Origin of the sequence: Rhodanobacter lycopersici, from assembly GCF_040812335.1 — a bacterium.
Taxonomy (GTDB): domain Bacteria; phylum Pseudomonadota; class Gammaproteobacteria; order Xanthomonadales; family Rhodanobacteraceae; genus Rhodanobacter_A; species Rhodanobacter_A lycopersici.
In genome coordinates, this window is record NZ_JBFOHK010000008.1 from 1 (window position 1) to 19,745 (window position 19,745).

Sequence of the window (19,745 nt, forward strand, 5' to 3'; positions counted from 1 at the left end):
GACGACGGGAGACGTGCGTCCGCAGCGCCGAAAATCCTGTCCGATCGGCACTGCGGAGAAAGCTACGCATAGATCGAAGCTATCAGAAGCGGTATGCGACGGCGCTTCTCAACAGCCTGCTAGACGCAGTGTCGGCCCCGCGCGACGCGCGCGCAAGGCGTGCGTGCACATCGCATGAGGCGGCTCGACGCAGGGAGACCCTACAGCCGGGCGACCAGATCCGGATCGTCCACGTCCGGCAGCTCGGTATCGCTGGCCCGCCGCAGCCGCGACGGATGCGTGGCTGCGTGGATCTGCTTCAGCTTCTCGATCGACACGTGCGTGTAGATCTCCGTCGTCGCCACGCTGGCATGACCCAAGAGCTGCTGGATGAAGCGGATGTCCGCCCCGTTCTCCAGCATGTGCGTGGCACACGCGTGCCGCAACAGGTGCGTGGCGCCGGGCTTGGTGATCCCGGCAAACTGCAGGTACCGCCGTACCTTCGCGGCCACGTATTCCGGCGTCAGCGGCTGCCCGTAGTCGGTGATAAACAGCCACGCGCTGTCCCCGGCCAGGAGCGGCGGCCGGCCGTCGGCCAGGTACTTGGCCAGCCACGCCGCCGCCCGATCGCCCAGCGGCACCACCCGGTCCCTGCGCCCCTTGCCCTCGCGCACCTGCAGCAGGCCCCGGCCCAGGTCGACGTCGTACAGCGCCAGGGTCGGCACCTCCATCCGCCGCAGCCCCGTCGCATAGAGCACCTCCAGCAAGGTGCGATCGCGCAAGCCCGGCGCCGTCGTCGGTTCCGCCTCGCGCAGCAGCGCCTCTACCTCCGCCACGCTCAGCAGACTGCGCGGCAACCGCTTCGGTGGGCGCGGCAACACCAGCTCCGAGGCCGGGTTGGCCAGCAGGTAGTGTTCGCGTACCAGCCACTGGAAGAAGGTCTTCAGCGGGGCCAGGCAACCGTGCTGGCTGCCCAGCGTCAGCGGCTTCCCGTTGGGTTGCCGGTAGTAGTACAGATGCGCCTGGTAGCGCTCCAGCATCGGCCGGACGATCTCGCGCGGATCGGTCAGGCCCCGCTCGGCACACCAGCCGATGAAGCGGTGCAAGGCCAGCCCCTCTTCCTTGCTGGCGTTGTTCACGCCGTGAACTCCGCACGCACCCCAGGGGGTGTTCAGGGCCTGAACACCCGGGCGTGGACCTCACCGCGGACAGGAACAGCGATCGCGTTCACCGCCGTGGCCCCTTCGGCACCCACCGCGCGCGCCCTTTGCCACGGCGGCCGGTGTGCGGCGCGCCCTCGCCAGGCATCCGTGACCCGGCCCGGGTCACGCTGTACCAGCCCAAGTCGCCAGATACGCGAACGCCCGCACCAGGCGGGCGTAGCGGGTCGACTGCGAAAAAGTGCAGTCTCAAGAATCAATCTGATCCCGATCCAGTTGCTAGTATCGAAAACAAGATGCCGCGCCCGATTTCACACTTAACTTAGCATCGGGCAATCCTTGAATATCGCGCACTTTTCCCGCAGAGAACACCCAATACACGGGAACCTTAATCTGGCCATTTGCATCGGCTGGATAAGGATCACTCAACACCGAAGCAATGCTGTCCACATCGATTTCATCACTCACCACCCCTCCAACCGTCAGCGCGAGGCAATTTAAATTAGCGCTTTTCAATTTCTTGCTTTTGTTGTAGATGGTAAGTTCCGCGTGCACAAAGTGTGCCTGGGTAGCATTGTTGATAGAAATCTTGCCCAGCTTAGCAGATACCTGAACCCCTTCTTTAACAAGAGAAATTGCAGGAGAGCCAGATGCGGCGCAAGCCAGCATAATAACTGGCATAAACCCTAGCAGAGATGATCGGACAAACTTCATCACATTCACCACTCATGGCCAAATGATTGAACATATAAGCGACGATTAGAAGTGACACTCACAAATCTAATACATTGCGGTCAACTACTAATGTCCTGATCTCGTTGAGGCGGTGGCAGGGTATTCTGAGGTGGCGGGGGCGGCGGAGGCACAAGAGGTGGCGGTGGTGTATTTTTCTGCTGCTGAATAGCATTGGGGTCACTCTTGATCTCATCAATCCAACTATTCGGTCGAAATGTAAAAGTTGGATCCGAAACCGTTATACCCGCACCCGAGTCATTCACAACATTTACCGCCGCCACAGTGCAGCTATTTGTATAAATATTGTATTCAATTTTACCCGAGTTATACGCTGCAGCACTTGCCTGCGCGCTAGTGGCTATTTTGGCATCTTGATTAGAAGTCGTTCCGATCACGATACTGTTCGCAGTATTCCCAGGAACAGCAGTCGATGCCACCGGTGTAATGGTCACACCCGCAGGTGCATTGAGGCCAAGCAGAAAGCCTAGATTGCCTCCACTCGAAACACTTCCCGCCGCACCTTCATTGTAGGCATACCACTGACCTTGGCCGTTTTGAAAGTAGAGCGTTGTATGGCCATTGCCTCCCGCTCCATTTCGATCCACCGAGAAGACAACATTCCTTCCCGTGGGGTCAGTATTCGCAATCGGATTATTGTCCGCATAGGCATATCGATTGAAACTGTAAACGTTACCCGAGCTCGGCCCCACCGGATCCGGACTCAAGAACCGCCCAATGGGCTGATAGTACCGCGCCTGCATGTACACCAGCCCCGTCTCCGGGTCGTTCACATGCCCGGTGTAGCCCGGGCCGTCCGGCGGGTTTCCCAGCGACGCCACCGAGCCGCCGTAGGGCGTGTAGTCGTACCGCGCCACGACATTGCCCTGCGCATCCGCTTCTACCAGTGGCGTGCCCTGTGGGTCGGTGTAGACGTAGGTCACCGTGTCCGTCTGCGCCTGGGCCTGCAGTCCCAAGCCCAACCACAGACTCAGCAGGAACAGTGCCTGGACGACGTGTCGACTGATCTTCATGGTGTGTCCTTTCCTGATCGCCATCGCCGCATCAGTTGCACTTGACGAGATAGGGCTGCACACCCTTGACCTTGGTCGCCAAAGACGCCGTCGTGCAAAACACGGTCACCGTCCCTGAATTCGTCCACCCCGAGCACCCCGACGCATTGCACGCCTGCACCCCGACCACATACGTGCCGGGCAAGGGGTTCGTATGGGTGATACTGGTTGCGGCGCTGTTGTAGTTCACGGTCGTCGTATTCGTCGCAGTGTCTGTTACATGGGAGTTGTAGCTGGTCGCTTCGCTCACTGCGGGCCAGCTCGTCGTCCATGATCCGTTCGGGTAAGGCACCATGGTCGGTGTTGATGAAACTCCAGTAGGTGCTGCCGGCGGGAACAACACGCTGACCACCGCCGAGCCGCTCCACGGTCCGCAGCCGCTCGCGTTGCACGCCTGCACGTGATACGAGTAGCTGCCGTCACCACGGCCACTGGTGCTCCAACTGGTCGCAGTACCCGACTGCACTGTGCTCCAGCTACCGCCGTTGGCGCTCTCCTGCAGGTTGTAGCTCGCGGCGGTCGCCACCGCGCCCCAGCTCACCGTGTAACTGCCGTTGGGACTGCCGGCCGGTACGCTCAGGCTCGGTGCGCTGCCTGGCGGCAACAGGACATTGATCGTGCCGGTGCCGCTCCACGGTCCGCAGCCGCTCGTGTTGCATGCCTCCACACGGTAAGCGTAAGTGCCCGTGGCTTGACCACTGGCGTTCCAGTTCGTGGCCGCACTCGATTGCACATTGCTCCAGCCGCTGCCGTCGATGCTGATTTGCAAGGTGTAGCTCGTGGCCGTGGCAACGCTGCTCCAACTCACGGCATAGGCGCCCGTGGTACTGCTGGCCGGCACGCTCAGGCTGGGCGCAGTGGCGGGCGGCAACAGCACGGTGGTCGTGCCGGTGCCGCTCCACGGCCCACAGCCACCGACGTTGCAGGCCTGTACCTGGTACACGTAGCTGCCATTTCCCTGGCCGCTGGCGCCCCAGCTCGTCGCACTGCCGCTGTAGGCCACCCAGGGGCTGCCCCCATTGCTGCTGACCTGCAAGGTGTAGCTCGTTGCCGTGGCGACACTGCCCCAGATCACGGTGTAAATGCCAGTGCCGCTGTTCGGCGGCACGCTGAGGCTCGGCGCACTCGCCGGCGGGAGCGTCACCACCAACGTGCCGCCGGTCACCCACGCCGTGCACACCGAGCCATCCGCCGGGTTGTTGCACGCCTGCACCTGGTAGGTGTAGCTGCCGTCGGGCAGACCAGTCACGGTCGTGCTGGTGGCGGTGCCGCTGTAGACCGTTGTCCAGGTACTGCCGCCGTCGCCGCTTTGCTGCAAGGTATAGCCCGTCACCGGCGAGGACGCCGTCCAGCTGATCGTCGCGCTTCCCGTGTAGCTGGCAGCCGGCACACTCAAGGTAGGTACCGGTGAAGGCACCGTGCCGAAGGCCGTGTTCACACTCACCGCCGCCGAGGCCGCGCTCCAGCCTGCCGTACCGTAGGCATCGCTCGCTTCCACCTGATACGTGTAACTGCCCGTCGTCGTTCCCGGACGGCTGATCGAGGTCGCCGTGGTGGTGCTCGCGACCGTGGTCCACGCCCCGCCGTTGAGGCTTTCCTGCACGGTGTAGCCCGTCGCGCCGGCCGTCGCGTTCCAGCTCACCGGGTAGGGACCGTTGACCGTGCCGGTCGGGACGCTGACCGTCGGGATCGCCGGCCACACCTCCAGCGCGGTCGAGGTTGTCCACCCGCTGCAGTTACTGCTGATGCACGCCTGCACCCGGTAGACGTAGCTGCCGCCCGCCAGACCCGACACCGCCGTGTTAGCCGCACTGCCGGTGTAGACCGTGCCCCAGCTGCTGCCGCCGTCGCTGCTCTGCTGCAAGGTGTAGCTGGTCGCTGCGGGCACACTGCCCCAGCTCACGGTTGTGCCGCCGGCAGTGGGGTTGGCGCCAAAGCTGATGGCGCCGGGCGGCGTCAACTGTACGTGATCGTGCCGGGCGATCAGCCGGGTACCGAGGTAAATAAAGTCGGTGGTCGTAGCCGTACCGGGGACGTACTGGACCATCAGCTGGCCGGCCTGGTCGTAGAAATAGTAAGTGGGCAAGCCACTCGCCGGCAGTTTCTCCACTCGGCGCCCCGCGGCGTCGTAGCTGTAACTCTCCAGGCCGGGGATGCTGGTCAACTGATGCTTGGCATCGAAGGTCGCCGTGGTGGTGTTCTCGCCGATGGTGTCGCCCTGCGGGTTGTAGATAAAGCTGTCGATCGTGCTGGCGCCCTGCGTGATGCTCGTCAGTTTGTTGGTGGCGTCGTAGTTGTAGGCGAGGGTCTGGCCGCCCGTCAGCCGGGTGCGCAGGTTGTTGATCGGATCGTAGGTGTAGCTTTCCGTGCCGTAGAGGTTGGCGGCCGTCGCGCTGGTCAGGCGGTTCAGGGCGTCGTAGCCGAAGCTCTTGGTACGCAGGCCGCTGGCGAGATCGTTAACCGCGGTGATGTTGCCATCGGCGTCGTAGGTGAGGTCCTCGCTCAGGTCCAGCGTGCTGCCCGCGCCGTCACTGAAATTGCTGGTGAGCTGGCGCGCGTTCTGCTGGGCAAGGTAGCTGCGACCGTTGCCGTAGGTGAAGCCTTCGACCTGGCCGTTGGGGTAATAGCTGACGCCTGTGGCGTAGCCGCCCGCCTGCGTGGGCCGACCCCATGCATCCGGCGCATAGTTCACGGTTTCGCTCGTGCCGGTGCCGTTCGGATAACTCACCGTGGCCCGGTGGCCGTAGGCATCGTAGCCGTAGCCGATCGTCCAGGGGTCACCACCGGCCACCTGCAGGCTCTCGCCGGTCAACGTGCCCAGGCTGTTGTAGGCAAAGCCCTGGGTGGCGATGCCCGAGACGGTGGACTGCATGCGGCCCAGCGCGTCGTAGGTGTAGGTCGTGCTTTGCGTGCCGCTGGGCGGCAGGATCGTCAGCACGCGATTCATCGCATCGTAGGTGCGCACGGTCTGCGCGGCAGCGGCCACCTGGTCTTGGCCGCAGCCACTCCCGGTGATGGTCTGGCCTTCTGCGCTCCACGCCAGGTTGTTGGCCCCGTCGTAGGCCATGACCATGCTGCCGGTTTCCGGTTCGATGGTGCGGCATAGCCGATGGTAACTGTCGTAGACCAGCGTCTTGGTGACGCTGTCCGATTCGGTGCCGTAGCTGCCCGACTGGATGATCGCGGTCGGCTGGCCGTAGATGTTCCGCGGAATGCCCTGGCTCACGCCGTCCGGGGCACTGATCGACCATGGCGCGTTGTAGACAGGCTGGTCGAAGGCCTGGAAGTAGGTCGTGGTGACGTTGCCTTTCGGGTCGGTCACCTGGGTGCCGGGACCGCCCACGTAGGCGGTGGTCGTGGTCAGCGTGCCCAGTTCCGAGTCCTGCAGGGTCTGATGCAGCCGACCCAGCGCGTCGTAGGAGGAGTGCACGCCGGTGGTGATCGCCGACAGGTCCGGGCTGCCGGCTTCCGGATAAGAGGCGAATGTGGTCAGGCCGCGCCAGTCGTAGGCCGTGGCGTTGGTGATATGCGCGCTGCCGTTGGAGGTGTCGTCCAAGACTGGACGCAGTTCGGCATCGAAGTAGGTGATATCGGTGTCGCTGCCCTGGGTCACCGTACGACGCCAGTGGCCCGCGGCCAGGCCGCGCTCGGCGGGGGTGTCGGCAGGGGGGGTGTAGCTGAACTTCTTCGGATACCACTGCGCACTGTCGATGCTGCTGTCGTAGGGATAGTCGATCTCGGCCACCCGACCCACGGGGTCATATTGGTAGCCGGTGGTATGCCCTGCCTGGTCCTTGATCGACGTGATCTCGCCGAAGTCATCGACGGCCAGCGTCTCACTGGTGCCGTCCGGATACGCGATCGCCTGCGGAACGCCGCGGTAGTAGTTGCTCAGGTTGGTGATGTGGTGGTTGCCATCGGTGAAGCTGGCGAGCTGACCGGCACCATTCCACGTGTAGCTCATCAGCGTCTCGCCGAAGCGGGCGCGCGCAGTCAGTTCGTCCAGGTTGTTGTAGGTGTTGCTCGATTCCACTTCACCCGTGCCCACGTTGGTCACGGTCTGCGGCAGGCCTAGCACCCACAGGTTGGTATCGTTAAGGTAGGTCGTGGTCTCTTCGATCGGTGACTGCCCGGCGACGTTGTTGTAGCGCTTGACGTCGGTCGGATGCAGGTAGGCGTCGAAGGCCGTTGCTTGCCAGGTGTAGGCCTGGCCATCCTGAGTGGTCGTGCGCAGATTCAATGGCGACGCATTTTCGACCTGCGTCCGATTGTCGTGATCCTGCAGGTCGAAACCGTAATACACGGGACTGGCGTAACCGTTGGCCACGGAACGCATCAGTGTGCTGCCCGCGGCACCGCTGTAGTAGTCCGCGCGCTGCAGTTGCCCTTCCGTGATGTCGAATCGGTTGCTGAAGGTGTAGCGGGTGTCGTTGCCGCCTGGATCGGTGACATCGGTATAAACAGTGTCAGGACACGTGCCGCTCGTCGCGCAAGAATCGCTGCTCCAGCTTGGGATTGCCGGGGAGTAGCTGTAACTCCAGGTCTCCGTGGACATGCCTGCGCCCGATAGTGCTTCGCTCGTCAATGAGTATTGGTACTCGTAGTCGGGAATGCGGGCATAGATGTCCTGTCCGATGGTAGGGTCGTAACCCCAGCACTGCTTGAGCACATACGACCGTCCATGCAGCATGGGGGTCAACGTGAATTGGGCCGTCAATCCTGAGGGGTGGATGATGATGCCGGTGATCGGGGTGTCGGTATTGAATACTGGCAATTGGTTAGCTTGGCAGTTTCCGCTCGACGTCGTCTCGATCAGAGCTTGGAAAGCCCTCAACTTATAAGTCCAGGAGCTGCCGTCCGGCAGCTGCACGCCGGTCAGGATGGGTCGGACGGGATCCGTCGTGGTGTCGTAGCTGTAGGTCCAGGTGCGCCACCCGGTATTGATCGAATGAACCAGTGGTGAGCCCGACACATACGTGATATCCACCTCACGCCCATCGCTGGCCGTGATGCTGTCTAGGTATCCGGTGTTGGTGTCGTAGTGATAGGTCAGGGTATTGCCAAAGCGGTCCTTGATCTGCGTGACATACATCTGTGCATCCTGACGGCCCAGGATGTTGTCAGGCGCCACCATGGGGTGGATGCCAGCGGCGGTCACCGCCGCTGGCGCCGTCCCAAGCGGTGTGGTGAGACCGGTTGTCCCCTGATAAAACAGGTGGGCAAAGGTGTACTGCGTACCATCCGGCGCGATCGCCAGGAATCCCTCGCCGCCATCGCTGGCCGTCACACCGCAGCCAATTACCCAGTTCTGCTTGGTGAGGATCGAAAAACTCGCCCCGTTGATGGTTTTGGGGGTTGAGGCCTGCAGCAAGGTCTGGCTACCTTCGCCGGGTATCATCAGGTGATAGCCGTACCACCACTGGTCGGGACTCCACGGATCGGCGCCTGGCTGAGTCGGATTTATGGTCGGCGGTACGTTGAAGTCGGTGCAACGCAAGGTGGCGCTGGTCACCGTTTGCCAGGTTCCGGCGGTGTACGTCTCGATGCGTGGAATGTCCAGATTCCAGTCGGCGAACGCACGCTGTATGTTCGCCAGATTGCTTGAGCCCTGCGCAGGCAAAAGCACACGGCCCACATGGATCGTCGGGCCATTGCCTGGCACGCTGACGTCGTTTACCTCGAACGACAACGTGCCGTCGTACAGGCTGATGTTTTCGCCGAAGGGATGCTCGCCCAACGGATGGATCGCCTGATCGATATGGATCTGGTTCTTGTATTCGTCCTCAGGGGTGACCGTCTGGGCATAGCACCTTACCGACAGCACCAGCATCGCCACTGCCCACAGGCAGCTCCCTTGCCAACGTGCACGCATCGTGTTGTCCCCTGGAGACCGCGCGTTGCGCGCGGTGCTTTTTTCACAAGTACTGCCGCACCGAGTCCTTCGTCAACAAGCAAGTTTTTTCGAATTCAACTTCGTCACAATGGCAGTGGCTGCCAGCGTGATGTCAAGTATTGCTGGAATAGCTGGCGGCCATTAACTGGAATATGGAGGCTCTGGGAAACATGCCGCGCGATAGTGCGCCAACTCGTGAGCGAACTTCGCCACCAAAGCCTGGAGGGAACCTCGAAAAGCCTCGGTCCAACGTCGTCCCCGCACAGGCGGCAATCCATCCTGACCCCCATGGATCGGGAAGAGCAGAAACACCATTTCGCCGCCTCCCGCGCCTTGCGGTACGTTCGAAACCTCGTTTTTGTGACTCCGTTTTCGGAATAGGCACGCCATTTGTCGTAATAACATGCGATACATTGCGCATGTTTTTGCTGAACTCGGTACAGGAGTCAACCATCCGCAGGCATGGAGTCCAGCTATGGATGCGACCCACTCCAAGAGTGCATTCGTGTACGGACAGGTCAGACGCGCTCTGCGATCAGGGCGCTACGCACCCGGGCAACGGATCGATCCGATCGGGCTCGCCGCGGAATTCAACACCAGTCCCACCCCAGTCCGATTCGCCCTGTACCGCCTGGTCGGCGAAGCCCTGATCGTCGACCACGCGCGCGGCGGACTGCATGTCCCGCTGCTCACCGAAATCGCATTGCGCGATCTCTATGACTGGATGGAACGCCTGTTGCTGATGGCATGCGATATCGGCGTGGCGTCAACGATCCAGGAGACCGGAACACCGGAGATCGCGTCTGCCGACGGCGATCCGGTCAAGCTGACGTGGCAACTGTTCGACACGATCGCCCGCGCGACGGCCCACCGATCCTTGCACCATGCCGTAAAGCAGGCCAACGACCGGCTGGCACCGATACGCCGGGCCAAACAAGGGCTGCTCGAACACGGCCTCGAAGAGCTTTCTGAACTCAACCGGTATTGGCAGACACGCGACATTCCATCCCTGAAGTCCGCACTGCGCGACTATCACGAGCACAGGAAGCAACTCGTTCCGAGCATCGTGGCCCTGCTGAACGACCGCAGCGATTACCTGCACTAGCGCGCGTCGACCGTAGAACTTCGAAGCAAGCAGAGCCCGGCATGATGGGACGACCGTCACGCTCCCGGAATAATCACCGGATGACAGCGCAGTAATCATTTGAAAATCAAAATTTCCGCCTCCTACGCTGCCCGCGTCATGGGATCGCCATGACGTCAACGCAGGAGATTGAGATGGATACGAACGAGAACATCCGCAACGACGCGTTGGAAGACGTCATCGTGCTCGGTGTCGCGAGCGTCGAAACGAAGGGCAGCAGTGGCTTCACCGAAGGGGGTGGAACCGGCCTTCCCGTGACTCCCGGCATTTCCGAGGAATAACAACTCCGGGGCGCGCACCATGGTGCGCGCCCTACTTCTGAGGGACAAACGATGCGATACCAACTCAGAGGGGATCTTTCGTGTTGCGACGCCGGCGGGCACTTGGTCTTTCTCGATATAGTGCAAGACCGATACTTCAAGCTGGCCACCCCTCTTGAGAAGGCCATGCGAAGTTTCCAGGCACATGAAGATGTCGCTTCCACGCTATTGAAGGATCTCGCAGCCGCTCGAGTACTGGTCAAAGCACCGGACCTGAAACCACCTGCCGCAATAGCGAGCATCCAGCCCCCGGCCCGCAGCGCAATCGAACAATCCGCCGCAGTTGCAGGTCACCGGCTTGACCCGGCCATTGTCGCCGAAATCATGGCGCTCATCTGGTCGACTCGTCGCCACTTGAAAACTCGCACACTCAAAACGAATCTCGACGAAGCCTGCTCATACCGCGATAGAAAAACAGGTGTACTCGAGGTCGCCGCGCCCACCGCGCTTGTGGAGAACCTGCTCCAGGCAAGCTGGCAATTCGCTGTTGCGCGCCGCTATGTGCCCATAGAGCCGATCTGCCTCCTGGATTCCCTGTCACTGCTCCGGTTCCTTTCGCGACGGAGATTGCCGGCAAACATCGTCTTCGGCGTGACATCGGAGCCATTCACGGCGCATTGCTGGGTACAGGCCGGCGACATTGTCTTGAATGAAACACTCTCCGACGCCATCGCGCACACCCCCATCCGGATGATCTGATGAAGTATCGCTACATCATCCTGCTCGGCGAGAGATTTAACAGGGGCGACAGCCACAAGCTTCCGCCGCTGGACAGGTCCCTGCACGCCGCGGGAATGGTCTGCGAGTTTGAATCAGCCTTGGCCAGAGTATTCGTCTCCGCCAATGCTCCTACCCTCACGATATCCGGGCACGGCTTGGTCATCGGCCAGATCTTCACGAAGGATGGCCAGCGAATCGCACACCCGGTCGATTTCGATGGACCGGGGAACGAACTCAGCAACCATCTGCTACGGAATGCCTGGGGGGAATATCTTGCCTTCCACGTCGGTGGCAAAGACGGGACAGAAGCCGCCCTGCTGCGTGATCCTTCGGGCGCAGTCCCGTGCGTATATTCGTTTGCCGATGGCAAAGGGTTCATCACCTCGGACATTGGCCTCGCGGTCGACCTTGGGCTCTACCGTAGAGAAGTGGACTGGCAAGCCATCGCGCACTGCCTCAACTTCCCATGCTTAAAGACGGCACGCACGGCACTGAAGCACATCGAGGAATTGTTGCCAGGCAGCATGCTGACCTGCCGACGGAAAGATGTCTCAGCCAGCCCCGTGTGGTCGCCATGGCGCTTCGTGGAGAAAGACGTTCGGCACAACAATCCTCGTGTGGCGACCGAGGATGTCCGAACCGCCCTATCCAACGTGGCCAGGGCTCTATCTACGGGGGACGACAGGTTTGTGGTCGAGCTATCGGGCGGCCTGGACTCCTCCATCGTTGCCACCTGCCTGCGCAATGCCTCACTGCGCGCCATTTTTTGCACGCTGGTCATGCCCGCGGCCGGCATTGACGAGCGCCCTTACGCTCGACTTGTGACGGATGCGCTGGGCCAAGAACTTTTCCCGGTGGAGGTAGGGTTTGACAATATCCACATCGAATTTCCCATACCCCGCTCATCCGTCGCTCCCGCGATCGGGATTCCGCAGAACGTCATAAACGAAGCCTGGGAGACCACGGGTGACCGACATGGCGTGGACGGCTTCTTTTCGGGTGGTGGCGGCGACACCGTCTTCTGTTACCTGAAGACCGCGGCGCCCGCCGCCGACGCTTTCATGGAGTGCGGCATCATGGCCGGTGTCGCTGCCATCGGCGACCTCGCAGCCCTTCACCAGTGCACGGTTTTCAAGGCCGGCCGATTGACCCTCAAGAAAATGCTGCGTCGGCCACGCACGGGCTGGAAAGAGGATCGCACGTTGCTCAACCCGTCCTGGGCGACAACAAAGTCGGAGCACCATCCCTGGATGGACGCACCTCTGGGCGCACTGCCCGGCGACCGCGAGAAAATTCACGACTTGATCGGAACCCAGCTATTCAGGGATGCCACCCCTCGCGGCATGGGACGCTTCATGCATTTTCCGTTGCTGTCCCAGCCTGTCATGGAGGCATGCCTGAAAGTCCCGACCTGGATGTGGATCGCCGACGGCCGGAACCGTGCCGTCGCCCGCCAGGCCTTTGCCGACCGTCTGCCGCAGGGGATTTTCCATCGACGCAGCAAAGGCTCGTACACCGGCCACATGGCCACCATCTATACGCACAACATGCCGAAGATGCGCGAATTCCTCGAAGAGGGAAAGCTATGCGCCCATGGCCTGCTCGACCGCGCTGCACTGGAGAACTTCTTCGCGAGAGGACTTGCGCCAAGGGATCTGTCGTTTCTTCGCATCTTCGACCTGTGCGCGGCCGAGAACTGGGTGCGTCAACAAGATCAGGACCCATCGTGAGCCTCCGCGCCAAAACGATACTTCGCAGCCTTCTCCCTCATTCCACGCCAGATGCGGTATTGCCCGGCTTTGTCGGGACTCGGATCTTCGTACCCCTGTAACCAGAAGCGGAACCAGTCGACGTTACGCTCGTACACGGCCAGCTTGTGCCTGGGCTGAAACTTGATGTGGGTCTCGTCCGGAAACACATAGATATCGGCTTGATGCCTGCGCACCAGCGGCAGCGCATAGTCCAACGTCATCCGGTATTCCTGCTCAGGCAGCTGGAACAGGATCGGCGCCTTGATCCTGCCGAGCTGATACGCGGGCGAAATTTCCCTCCATCGCTTCGGCGTTTCGTCTGGCGCGCCAAGTTGCCACACTTCCCGAAGCGTGGAACGGAAGGCGTCCCGCAGGCTGTTGAACAGGTAATAGGTCGGCGTCACCGAGATGCCGCTGACGGACGCGGCAGTCACCACACCCGAATGAGCCAGTGTCCACAGCGTCACTTCGCTGCCATAGCTGAGTCCACCCATGCCGACGCGCGTTCTATCGATGCGCCCCTCGGCGGACAGGAGCTTCACAACGCTCTCTACGGCCGCGCGTCCCTGGTCATAGTTGGCAGCGACATCAAGCCGCATTTCCGGGAACGCATTGATGCACAGTGCCGAGATGCCATCCTCGGCCAAGGTGGCGAGCGGCCACTCATCGCCCAGTCCGCCGCGCAAAAATCCGTAGCAGTCGTAGAACGTCACGAACAGCGGAGGCGGTTGACCTGTGCTCGCCCCACGCGCTTCGAACAACTGGCCGCTGAACTCCCTTCCCTGCCCGTCCCTCCATCGGATCAGCCTTGCCGGCACCGTGGCCGCGATATCCGCCTCCAGCTTTTTGTTCGGTTCGAAAAGAATCTGGCGATGGCCGTTCTTCACATCGATCGCCTCGAGACGCGGCGGGCGATCGGCTTCGACCGCGACGCACACCAGCGTATCGGACGACAGCGCGCAAGGAATGTCCCAGTAGCGCTGGCTCCCGCTGACAAGTCCGTCGGAAAGTACGATCGGCCGCACCGCACCCGTTACGACATTCCATCCGTAGATCGACTGCGCACGCCCCTTGTGAAAATCGATGGCCGTGAACAGGACCTCATCGCTGCCGGGGCGCCACTGGATATCCGTGATGTACCTGTCGCGGCACAGCTTGGCCATGCACCGAACCGGGTGCGAAGCGTGCCTGTCCGGCAACATGGCCAGCTCGACATACCGGCTCATCAGCAGACCCTTTTCCTTCTTTCCAGGCATCAGCACCGCGACGCGTCCATCGCCCGGACTCTGCGCTATCTTGGTCGGCGGCGTCGGAAGATGCGGCGAAAGATCGGCTACCTTTAACGGCTGCGCCGGTAACTCCGACGCAGACAGATCCCGGGTTGCCATCGTTGCCAGGTCGACAGCCTTCCAACGGTTCGGCACCTTCGCCAACAATGGCCCGGTCGAGAACCAATCCCCCGTGAATCGCTGCGTGGCCGGTCGCCCCTCAAGCTTGCTCGATCGGAACAGCCCGGCGGCAATATTCACCGTCTTGTCGATGTGGATGCCACGGTCGTACTCGGATTCCTCTGCATTGACGACCTCTTCCCGGGTCGCGCCGATGCTGTAGGCTAGCGTTTGTCCGTTGCTGCTCAGCATGAAATCCCGCACATCCGCTGGATCAGACGTCACCGCACGAGCCCCGGAGCCATCCACCGCCGCACGCCAGACGGAGACGCGGCCATCAAGCTGGGCGCGGTAGTAGATCCACCGCCCATCCGGCGACCAGATGGCCGGCGATGGCAGCACGACTCCGCTGACGTACTCGCGCAACGGGGCACCCCCATCCGCTACACGGAGCGGCGGAGATTTCCCATCCAAACTCTGTACGCACCATGCGGTGTCGTACGTGTTGCGTGCAACTGATGCTTGCTCGGACCGGAACGCCACATACCGCGCATCAGGTGAGATTACCGGGTTGCCCAGGTCGGTCACCTCCAGCAAGCGTCGTGGCGAAATCGTTTCCGCATGCAATGGCCCGATGACAGCCACGCCAAGCACAACAAGTGCAAGCGTCGCGACCCAATGTGGGCAGCGCTTCTTGATGGAAGGATCCATGCGCGTGTGCGCTATCACGACCGCTTGCAGGGCCGGTTGATGAAGAAATTTCATGCCCCCTCCCCTACCAGTGCTTGGAAACCGAAACGCTGATAAAGCGTCCGATCGCCGAGTAGTTGGTGGCGTCGTACGGCACGTACGTCGCAAACACCGAGGTATAAAGCGGAGGCGCGCGATTCAGCAGATTCTGGACCGACAACCCGAGCGTCAACCCCGAGAAGGCGCCGGCGCGCTCACCGACGTCGTAGTTGACCGCGGCGTCTACCGTGACGAACGACGCGGTTTTTTCGGTCCCTGCCGCGAGACGGTTGGTCACGCCGGCGGTGTAGTTGACGAAGCCCGATGCGCTGAAGCCCCCCGATGTCCAAACCGCGCCGATGCGGTCGTTGAGCCTCGCCGGATTGAAGACAGTGCCTGCGAGTGTTTGCTCGGGCTGTCCGGCGCTGGTTATCTGCGTGCTTTCAAGCCAGCTGGCCGATCCGCGTACCGCCAGCTGACTGCCGCCAAGATCGAAGCGATACGAACCCGACAGATCGAGACCCCTGATCTGCTGACGTGCGGCGTTCACGTACTGGTCGCGAATGATCGCCACCACCTTGCCCGGGTCGTAGGCCACGCCGGACAGGTTGTAAAAGTTGCTGCCGTAAACCGCGAAAAGCTGCTGAATCTTCTCGGGCGTCGGCGACCGATCCACGTAATTCCCATAAGCCGGATTGCTCAGTGCCTGCAGGTAGTTGACGGGCAAGACCACACGGTCGGTGTAGTCGATGTCGAACCAGCTCAACTCGGCGTCAAGCCCCGCCAGCGCCTCTGGATGGAAGGCCAATGAAGTCGTCCAGGTCCGCGCTCGCTCGGCCTGCAAGTCGGCGTTGCCGCCATAGGACATCAGTACGGTGGCATCCGCGGGACTTCCGCCGGCCCCTACCGTGGAGGCGCTCCACAGATAGGCGTACTTGTTCCCATAGAGCTGCGCCAGCGTAGGTGCTTTGAACGACTTCCCCCAGGAGGTCTTGAACGTGAAGTCGACGGTGGGGTCATAGACCACCCCGAATTTCGGCGTGGTCACCCGGCCAAAGCTGTCGTAATCCTCGCCGCGTACCGCAGCACTGAATTCCAGGCGATGGACGCCCGGGATATCCGAGGCAGGCGCAACGAATGGAACACTCAGCTCGGCGTAGGCGAACCGAACATTTTCATCGCCGCCGTAGGGGCTGCCGGAAACCTTCGGCACCTCGTGGAATTCATACTCCCGCCCGCCGGTCCCGATGGCCAGATGTGCGTCCCCTCCCCAAATCGGGAAAAGCGGGCCTTCGGCGCCGATCTCCCAGGAGCGGCTGTCGTTGTTGTAGTACTCAAGGTCATCGAGGCTGGCCCCCGCCGCCGATACGAGCCGACGCGCGTAGGTGTCATCGTCCTTGCCGTACGCCCCGCTCAAAGTGAGCGACCAGTCACGGTGAAGGGAGAATGTGATGCTGGGCGACACCAGTGTGATCGACGCCTTCGGGCTGTAGCGGTAGTAGGAATCCGCCGTCAGACCGTAGTACTGCGTCATGTCGCGCTCGGTCCTGAGCACGTCGAGCCTCAGCTCGGTCACATCGCCGATCGACTGATGGATGCTGGCAAGGCCGCTGCGCGAGTCACTGCCGTTGTAGATCGTATACGGCTCGATGAGATACCGGGTGTAGGGGCGCTGACGTGCATAGATGGGATCGGCATTGGCATCTTTGAACGTCGCGATCAGCCCACCGCTTGCCCAGGTAGTACCGGCAGTCGCGGTGTACTCGCGCGTCGCAAGGCCGCCATCGGTCGCGCCGCCGTAACGCGTCCCCAAGGTCACCCCGTCGAAATCGGGTTTCAGGATCACGTTGGCCACACCGCCCACCGCATCCGAGCCATAGATCGCCGACGCACCGTCCGGAACGATTTCCAGGCGCTCCACCGCCTCCACCGGAATGGCGCTGATGTCCACGGCCTGGGAAAACCCGTCATAAGCCAGACGGCGTCCATTGAGCAGCGTCAACGATGCGTCGGCTCCCAACCCGCGAAGGTTCAGGGCGGAGCCCCCGGTAAGATCCTGATTGCCGTTGCCGCTGGTAACGCCGGTCACACCCGGGTTCTGGCCGCCTGAGAAGTTTTGCGGCACGCTGCGGATCACTTCGCCGAGATCGGTGAAGCCTTCCTGCTGGATCTGCTCGCTGCCGATCGTGATGACCGGGGACGGCGTGCTGCCCCCGCGGATGCGCGTGCCGGTGACCGTCACGGCTTGCAGGTTGGTTGCCGCCGGCGGTGTGGATGTGCCGGTCGATTTCTTCCGGTGCGTCTTGGCCGGCGTGTCGGTCACTGACGCCCTGCCCTGCGCGCTCGTGTCCTTCGCAACGTCCTGGGCCGCAGCCCAATCGCTCGCGCCACCAGCGGCGACGAGCAAGGCGATGGAAATGGTATTGCGTAGCGTACTTGTCTTCATGCTGCGTCCTTTGCTTTCCCATGGGTTGGCCCTCTTCTCGTGCCGGTCCGGTCGTGTCCCAGAACGGGCGCGGTCGTCTGGCCACGCCGGTAGCGCATGGCTTGCACAGGCGACGGGGACAACGACCGATGCAGATCCACCGTCACAACCAAAATGTATAATATATACAGTAGATGTATATTCTGTAGATTGCAAGGCGGTAGAGGATGAGGCTTGGCTACATGCCTTTCGAGTCTCTGCCCACATTCCCGCCAAGCGCTCGCTCTCATGTAGCGGTGAACATCCGTCGCCGACGCGAAGCCAAAGGCCTGAGCCAAGAGAAACTTGGTGAATTGGCAGAGCTGCATCGCACCTACGTGTCGCAGCTCGAGCGCTGCAAGGCCAACATCTCTATCGACGGCCTTGAGCGGATCGCTCGGGTTCTGGGGGTGGATGCCGCCGAGCTGCTCCAGCCCCCTGCGTAGAGGGACGGCGCCTTAGGTACCTCGACGGAAGTGCCATCACCTAGAGTGCCCACGCCCCAAAGGTTGTCTAACCTGAGGAGGCGGCCGTAGGTCGCATGCGGACATCGGGGTCAATGCGACGTGCAGGAGATACGTCCCTTCCATTGAAGGCACCAGCCACCCGTATTGCACGGCGTGACCGTCCTATAGCGCTCACAACGACCAAGCAGAATGTAGAGTTAAAGAAGTAGATTTATATTCTGTAGAACATAAGCCGGTAGATGGTCAGGCTGGAGGCATGCCTTCAAAGTCCTCGCCACGATCCCTACCAAAAGCACGCGCCCGTGCTGCGGCGAATATTCGCCGCTTACGCACAGATCAAGGACTGAGCCAAGAGCAACTGGCTGAGGCAGCAGAGTTCCACCGCACATACGTCTCGCAACTCGAACGCTGCGTTACCAACATCTCCATCGATGGCCTCGAGCGGCTAGCTCAGGCTCTGGGAGTGGATATCGTCGAGTTGCTACAACCCCCAGCGTAGGAGAATGCTGCGGGGTGTATCAGATTTCCGGGGATGTCGCGCAGACGACGAACTCGTACGATCGACCAAGAACTTCAAGATCTCGGGTAAACGCAAGCGCTGACGATCTAGGTGGTCTAGGAAATCCACCATGGGCTGCCGGAGCAGGATCACTCAAGGTGCAGATCTGAGGCACTTAGAATTGTGCCCCCGTCGTCGGTTCCACCTGACTTTCCGTGCCGGCTGGCTTACGCCTGGCAGCTTGGTCGGATCGGGCCAGACTTCGGGGGCAGGCTGATTCTGTCGCAGCGCTGCTGCCGGCGCTGTAGGAAATCCCCCTCACAGAGTGTCAGCCGCAGCAGGTAATCCGGCCAAGAATTAAGCCCGAGGCCCCAGAACGGGCGACGCAATGCAGGTCGGGAGCTTACGACGTGGGCTAGCAATATCTAGCCTCCCTGTGGCGCCAGTCTATTACTGGCAACCTCACCCACATAGGCAAGAATGGGAGCCACCTCAGTCAAGGTGTAAGCCACAACATTCTCTTTGTTGTGTAGAACTCTTTCTACGAAATCTAAATCGTCGAACAAGTCGCCTACAGCAAGTTCGGTTGGCTCGTTGTTCATTTTGTATTTCTCACTGTCGCAGACCTTCCAGTAAAACTGCTCCTCTAAGGCGATGCTATCGGAGCCACTATCAATGACGTGGTCAAGAAGGAGGTTTATGACCTCCTTCAATTTTCGTATCTCGATATTGCGCATGCAATTATTCTCCACCGTTCTCCGCCCGACACTTCGCAAGTTGCCTGTCAAAACTTGCAATCTGCGCTACGAGATTCATGATTCGCCCCTGATACACCTTCTCCTGAAGATCCTCTGCGGCTGAAGAAAGTCTGCCCAAATTATCGTGTGCCGTCGGGTCAGCCATATAGTCATCCAATTTCTTTCGATGCGCTTCCAACTGGTCAACGATGCCTTGGCAAGGATCTCTTGGCGGCGGCGGGCATACTTTCGGTTTAGCAGGTGCATCAGTATCGGGAATTGCTCCCGTATCTCCACCGACGCCACTGTTAGGAACAGAAAACTGACCTGGAGAAGATGGTGGCGGCACTGGCAGAACAGGGGAATGACAACTGCCACAGGGGGTAACAGGTATATACGGCAACGCGCCCGCCTGAGTTTGAAGACCCATTGGGTCGATCAAATCCAACGGATTGCCGCCGACATAGGCATACGTGCTGGATCCAGCTAGCAATCCCAGCGGATCACTCTGCAGATACCGTCCCGTGCTTGAGTCGTAGTCGCGGTTGACGTTGTAATTCAGGCCAGTTTCCACATCGTAGTACTGTCCGGGGAAGCGCAGGTTGTAGGTATAGCCGGTCGTTGAAGTCGGGTCCAGCTCCCCCCACGGGTTGCCCGCGTACGCCCACTGCCAGACCGTGGTGCCGCTG

General features: G+C 61.1%; 14 protein-coding genes. 6 read left to right on the forward strand and 8 right to left on the reverse strand.

Annotated elements, in window-relative coordinates; translation table 11 throughout:
• Positions 1-200: 200 nt before the first annotated feature.
• From xerC to ABQJ54_RS18970, 4 genes are all read right to left on the reverse strand, one after another.
• Entirely contained in the window at positions 201-1,118 is a 918-nt protein-coding gene (gene xerC, locus ABQJ54_RS18955) for a site-specific tyrosine recombinase XerC (protein WP_367855897.1), read from the reverse strand.
• 300 nt (positions 1,119-1,418) lie between these two features.
• Positions 1,419-1,853, reverse strand: coding sequence for a hypothetical protein (locus ABQJ54_RS18960; protein ID WP_367855898.1), 435 nt, complete (start codon positions 1,851-1,853; stop codon positions 1,419-1,421).
• Between the two features lie 80 nt (positions 1,854-1,933).
• Positions 1,934-2,905, reverse strand: coding sequence for an RHS repeat-associated core domain-containing protein (locus ABQJ54_RS18965; RefSeq protein ID WP_367855899.1), 972 nt, complete (start codon positions 2,903-2,905; stop codon positions 1,934-1,936).
• Between the two features lie 31 nt (positions 2,906-2,936).
• Positions 2,937-8,774 carry a hypothetical protein gene (locus ABQJ54_RS18970; protein WP_367855900.1) on the reverse strand — a complete coding sequence of 1,946 codons (5,838 nt, stop codon included), beginning with the start codon at positions 8,772-8,774 and terminating at the stop codon, positions 2,937-2,939.
• A 538-nt stretch (positions 8,775-9,312) separates the two neighbouring features.
• Between ABQJ54_RS18970 and ABQJ54_RS18975 the strand changes: the two genes are divergently transcribed.
• From ABQJ54_RS18975 to ABQJ54_RS18990, 4 genes are all read left to right on the forward strand, one after another.
• Positions 9,313-9,942, forward strand: a complete 630-nt coding sequence (locus ABQJ54_RS18975) for a GntR family transcriptional regulator (protein WP_367855901.1) — start codon at positions 9,313-9,315, stop codon at positions 9,940-9,942.
• A 173-nt stretch (positions 9,943-10,115) separates the two neighbouring features.
• Complete coding sequence (locus tag ABQJ54_RS18980; protein ID WP_367855902.1) at positions 10,116-10,262, forward strand: benenodin family lasso peptide; 147 nt, start codon at positions 10,116-10,118, stop codon at positions 10,260-10,262.
• A 51-nt stretch (positions 10,263-10,313) separates the two neighbouring features.
• On the forward strand, positions 10,314-11,000 hold the full coding sequence (locus ABQJ54_RS18985; protein ID WP_367855903.1) for a lasso peptide biosynthesis B2 protein: 687 nt from the start codon (positions 10,314-10,316) through the stop codon (positions 10,998-11,000).
• Positions 11,000-12,751 (forward strand): asparagine synthase-related protein, encoded by a 1,752-nt coding sequence (locus ABQJ54_RS18990; RefSeq protein WP_367855904.1) that lies wholly within the window; start codon positions 11,000-11,002, stop codon positions 12,749-12,751. Before ABQJ54_RS18985 ends, ABQJ54_RS18990 begins: the two co-directional genes overlap by 1 nt.
• Here ABQJ54_RS18990 and ABQJ54_RS18995 read toward each other — a convergent pair.
• Together ABQJ54_RS18995 and ABQJ54_RS19000 are read right to left on the reverse strand one after the other, a co-directional pair.
• Positions 12,736-14,925: an Atxe2 family lasso peptide isopeptidase gene (locus tag ABQJ54_RS18995; RefSeq protein WP_367855905.1), complete on the reverse strand. Its 2,190-nt coding sequence runs from the start codon at positions 14,923-14,925 to the stop codon at positions 12,736-12,738. The genes ABQJ54_RS18990 and ABQJ54_RS18995 overlap by 16 nt on opposite strands.
• Positions 14,926-14,935: 10 nt before the next feature.
• Positions 14,936-17,335, reverse strand: a complete 2,400-nt coding sequence (locus tag ABQJ54_RS19000) for a TonB-dependent receptor plug domain-containing protein (protein ID WP_367855906.1) — start codon at positions 17,333-17,335, stop codon at positions 14,936-14,938.
• Between the two features lie 275 nt (positions 17,336-17,610).
• On the opposite strand from ABQJ54_RS19000, the gene ABQJ54_RS19005 reads away from it, so the two are divergent.
• The gene (locus ABQJ54_RS19005; RefSeq protein ID WP_367855907.1) at positions 17,611-17,799 is read left to right on the forward strand and encodes a helix-turn-helix domain-containing protein; all 189 of its coding nucleotides are present in this window, start codon (positions 17,611-17,613) and stop codon (positions 17,797-17,799) included.
• Between the two features lie 277 nt (positions 17,800-18,076).
• The gene (locus tag ABQJ54_RS19010; protein ID WP_367855908.1) at positions 18,077-18,319 is read left to right on the forward strand and encodes a helix-turn-helix domain-containing protein; all 243 of its coding nucleotides are present in this window, start codon (positions 18,077-18,079) and stop codon (positions 18,317-18,319) included.
• 425 nt (positions 18,320-18,744) lie between these two features.
• On the opposite strand, the gene ABQJ54_RS19015 is transcribed toward ABQJ54_RS19010, so the two are convergent.
• The gene (locus ABQJ54_RS19015; RefSeq protein ID WP_367855909.1) at positions 18,745-19,056 is read right to left on the reverse strand and encodes a hypothetical protein; all 312 of its coding nucleotides are present in this window, start codon (positions 19,054-19,056) and stop codon (positions 18,745-18,747) included.
• A 4-nt stretch (positions 19,057-19,060) separates the two neighbouring features.
• Positions 19,061-19,745 (reverse strand): RHS repeat-associated core domain-containing protein (locus tag ABQJ54_RS19020; RefSeq protein WP_367855910.1); only part of this gene is annotated, 685 nt, incomplete at its 5' end.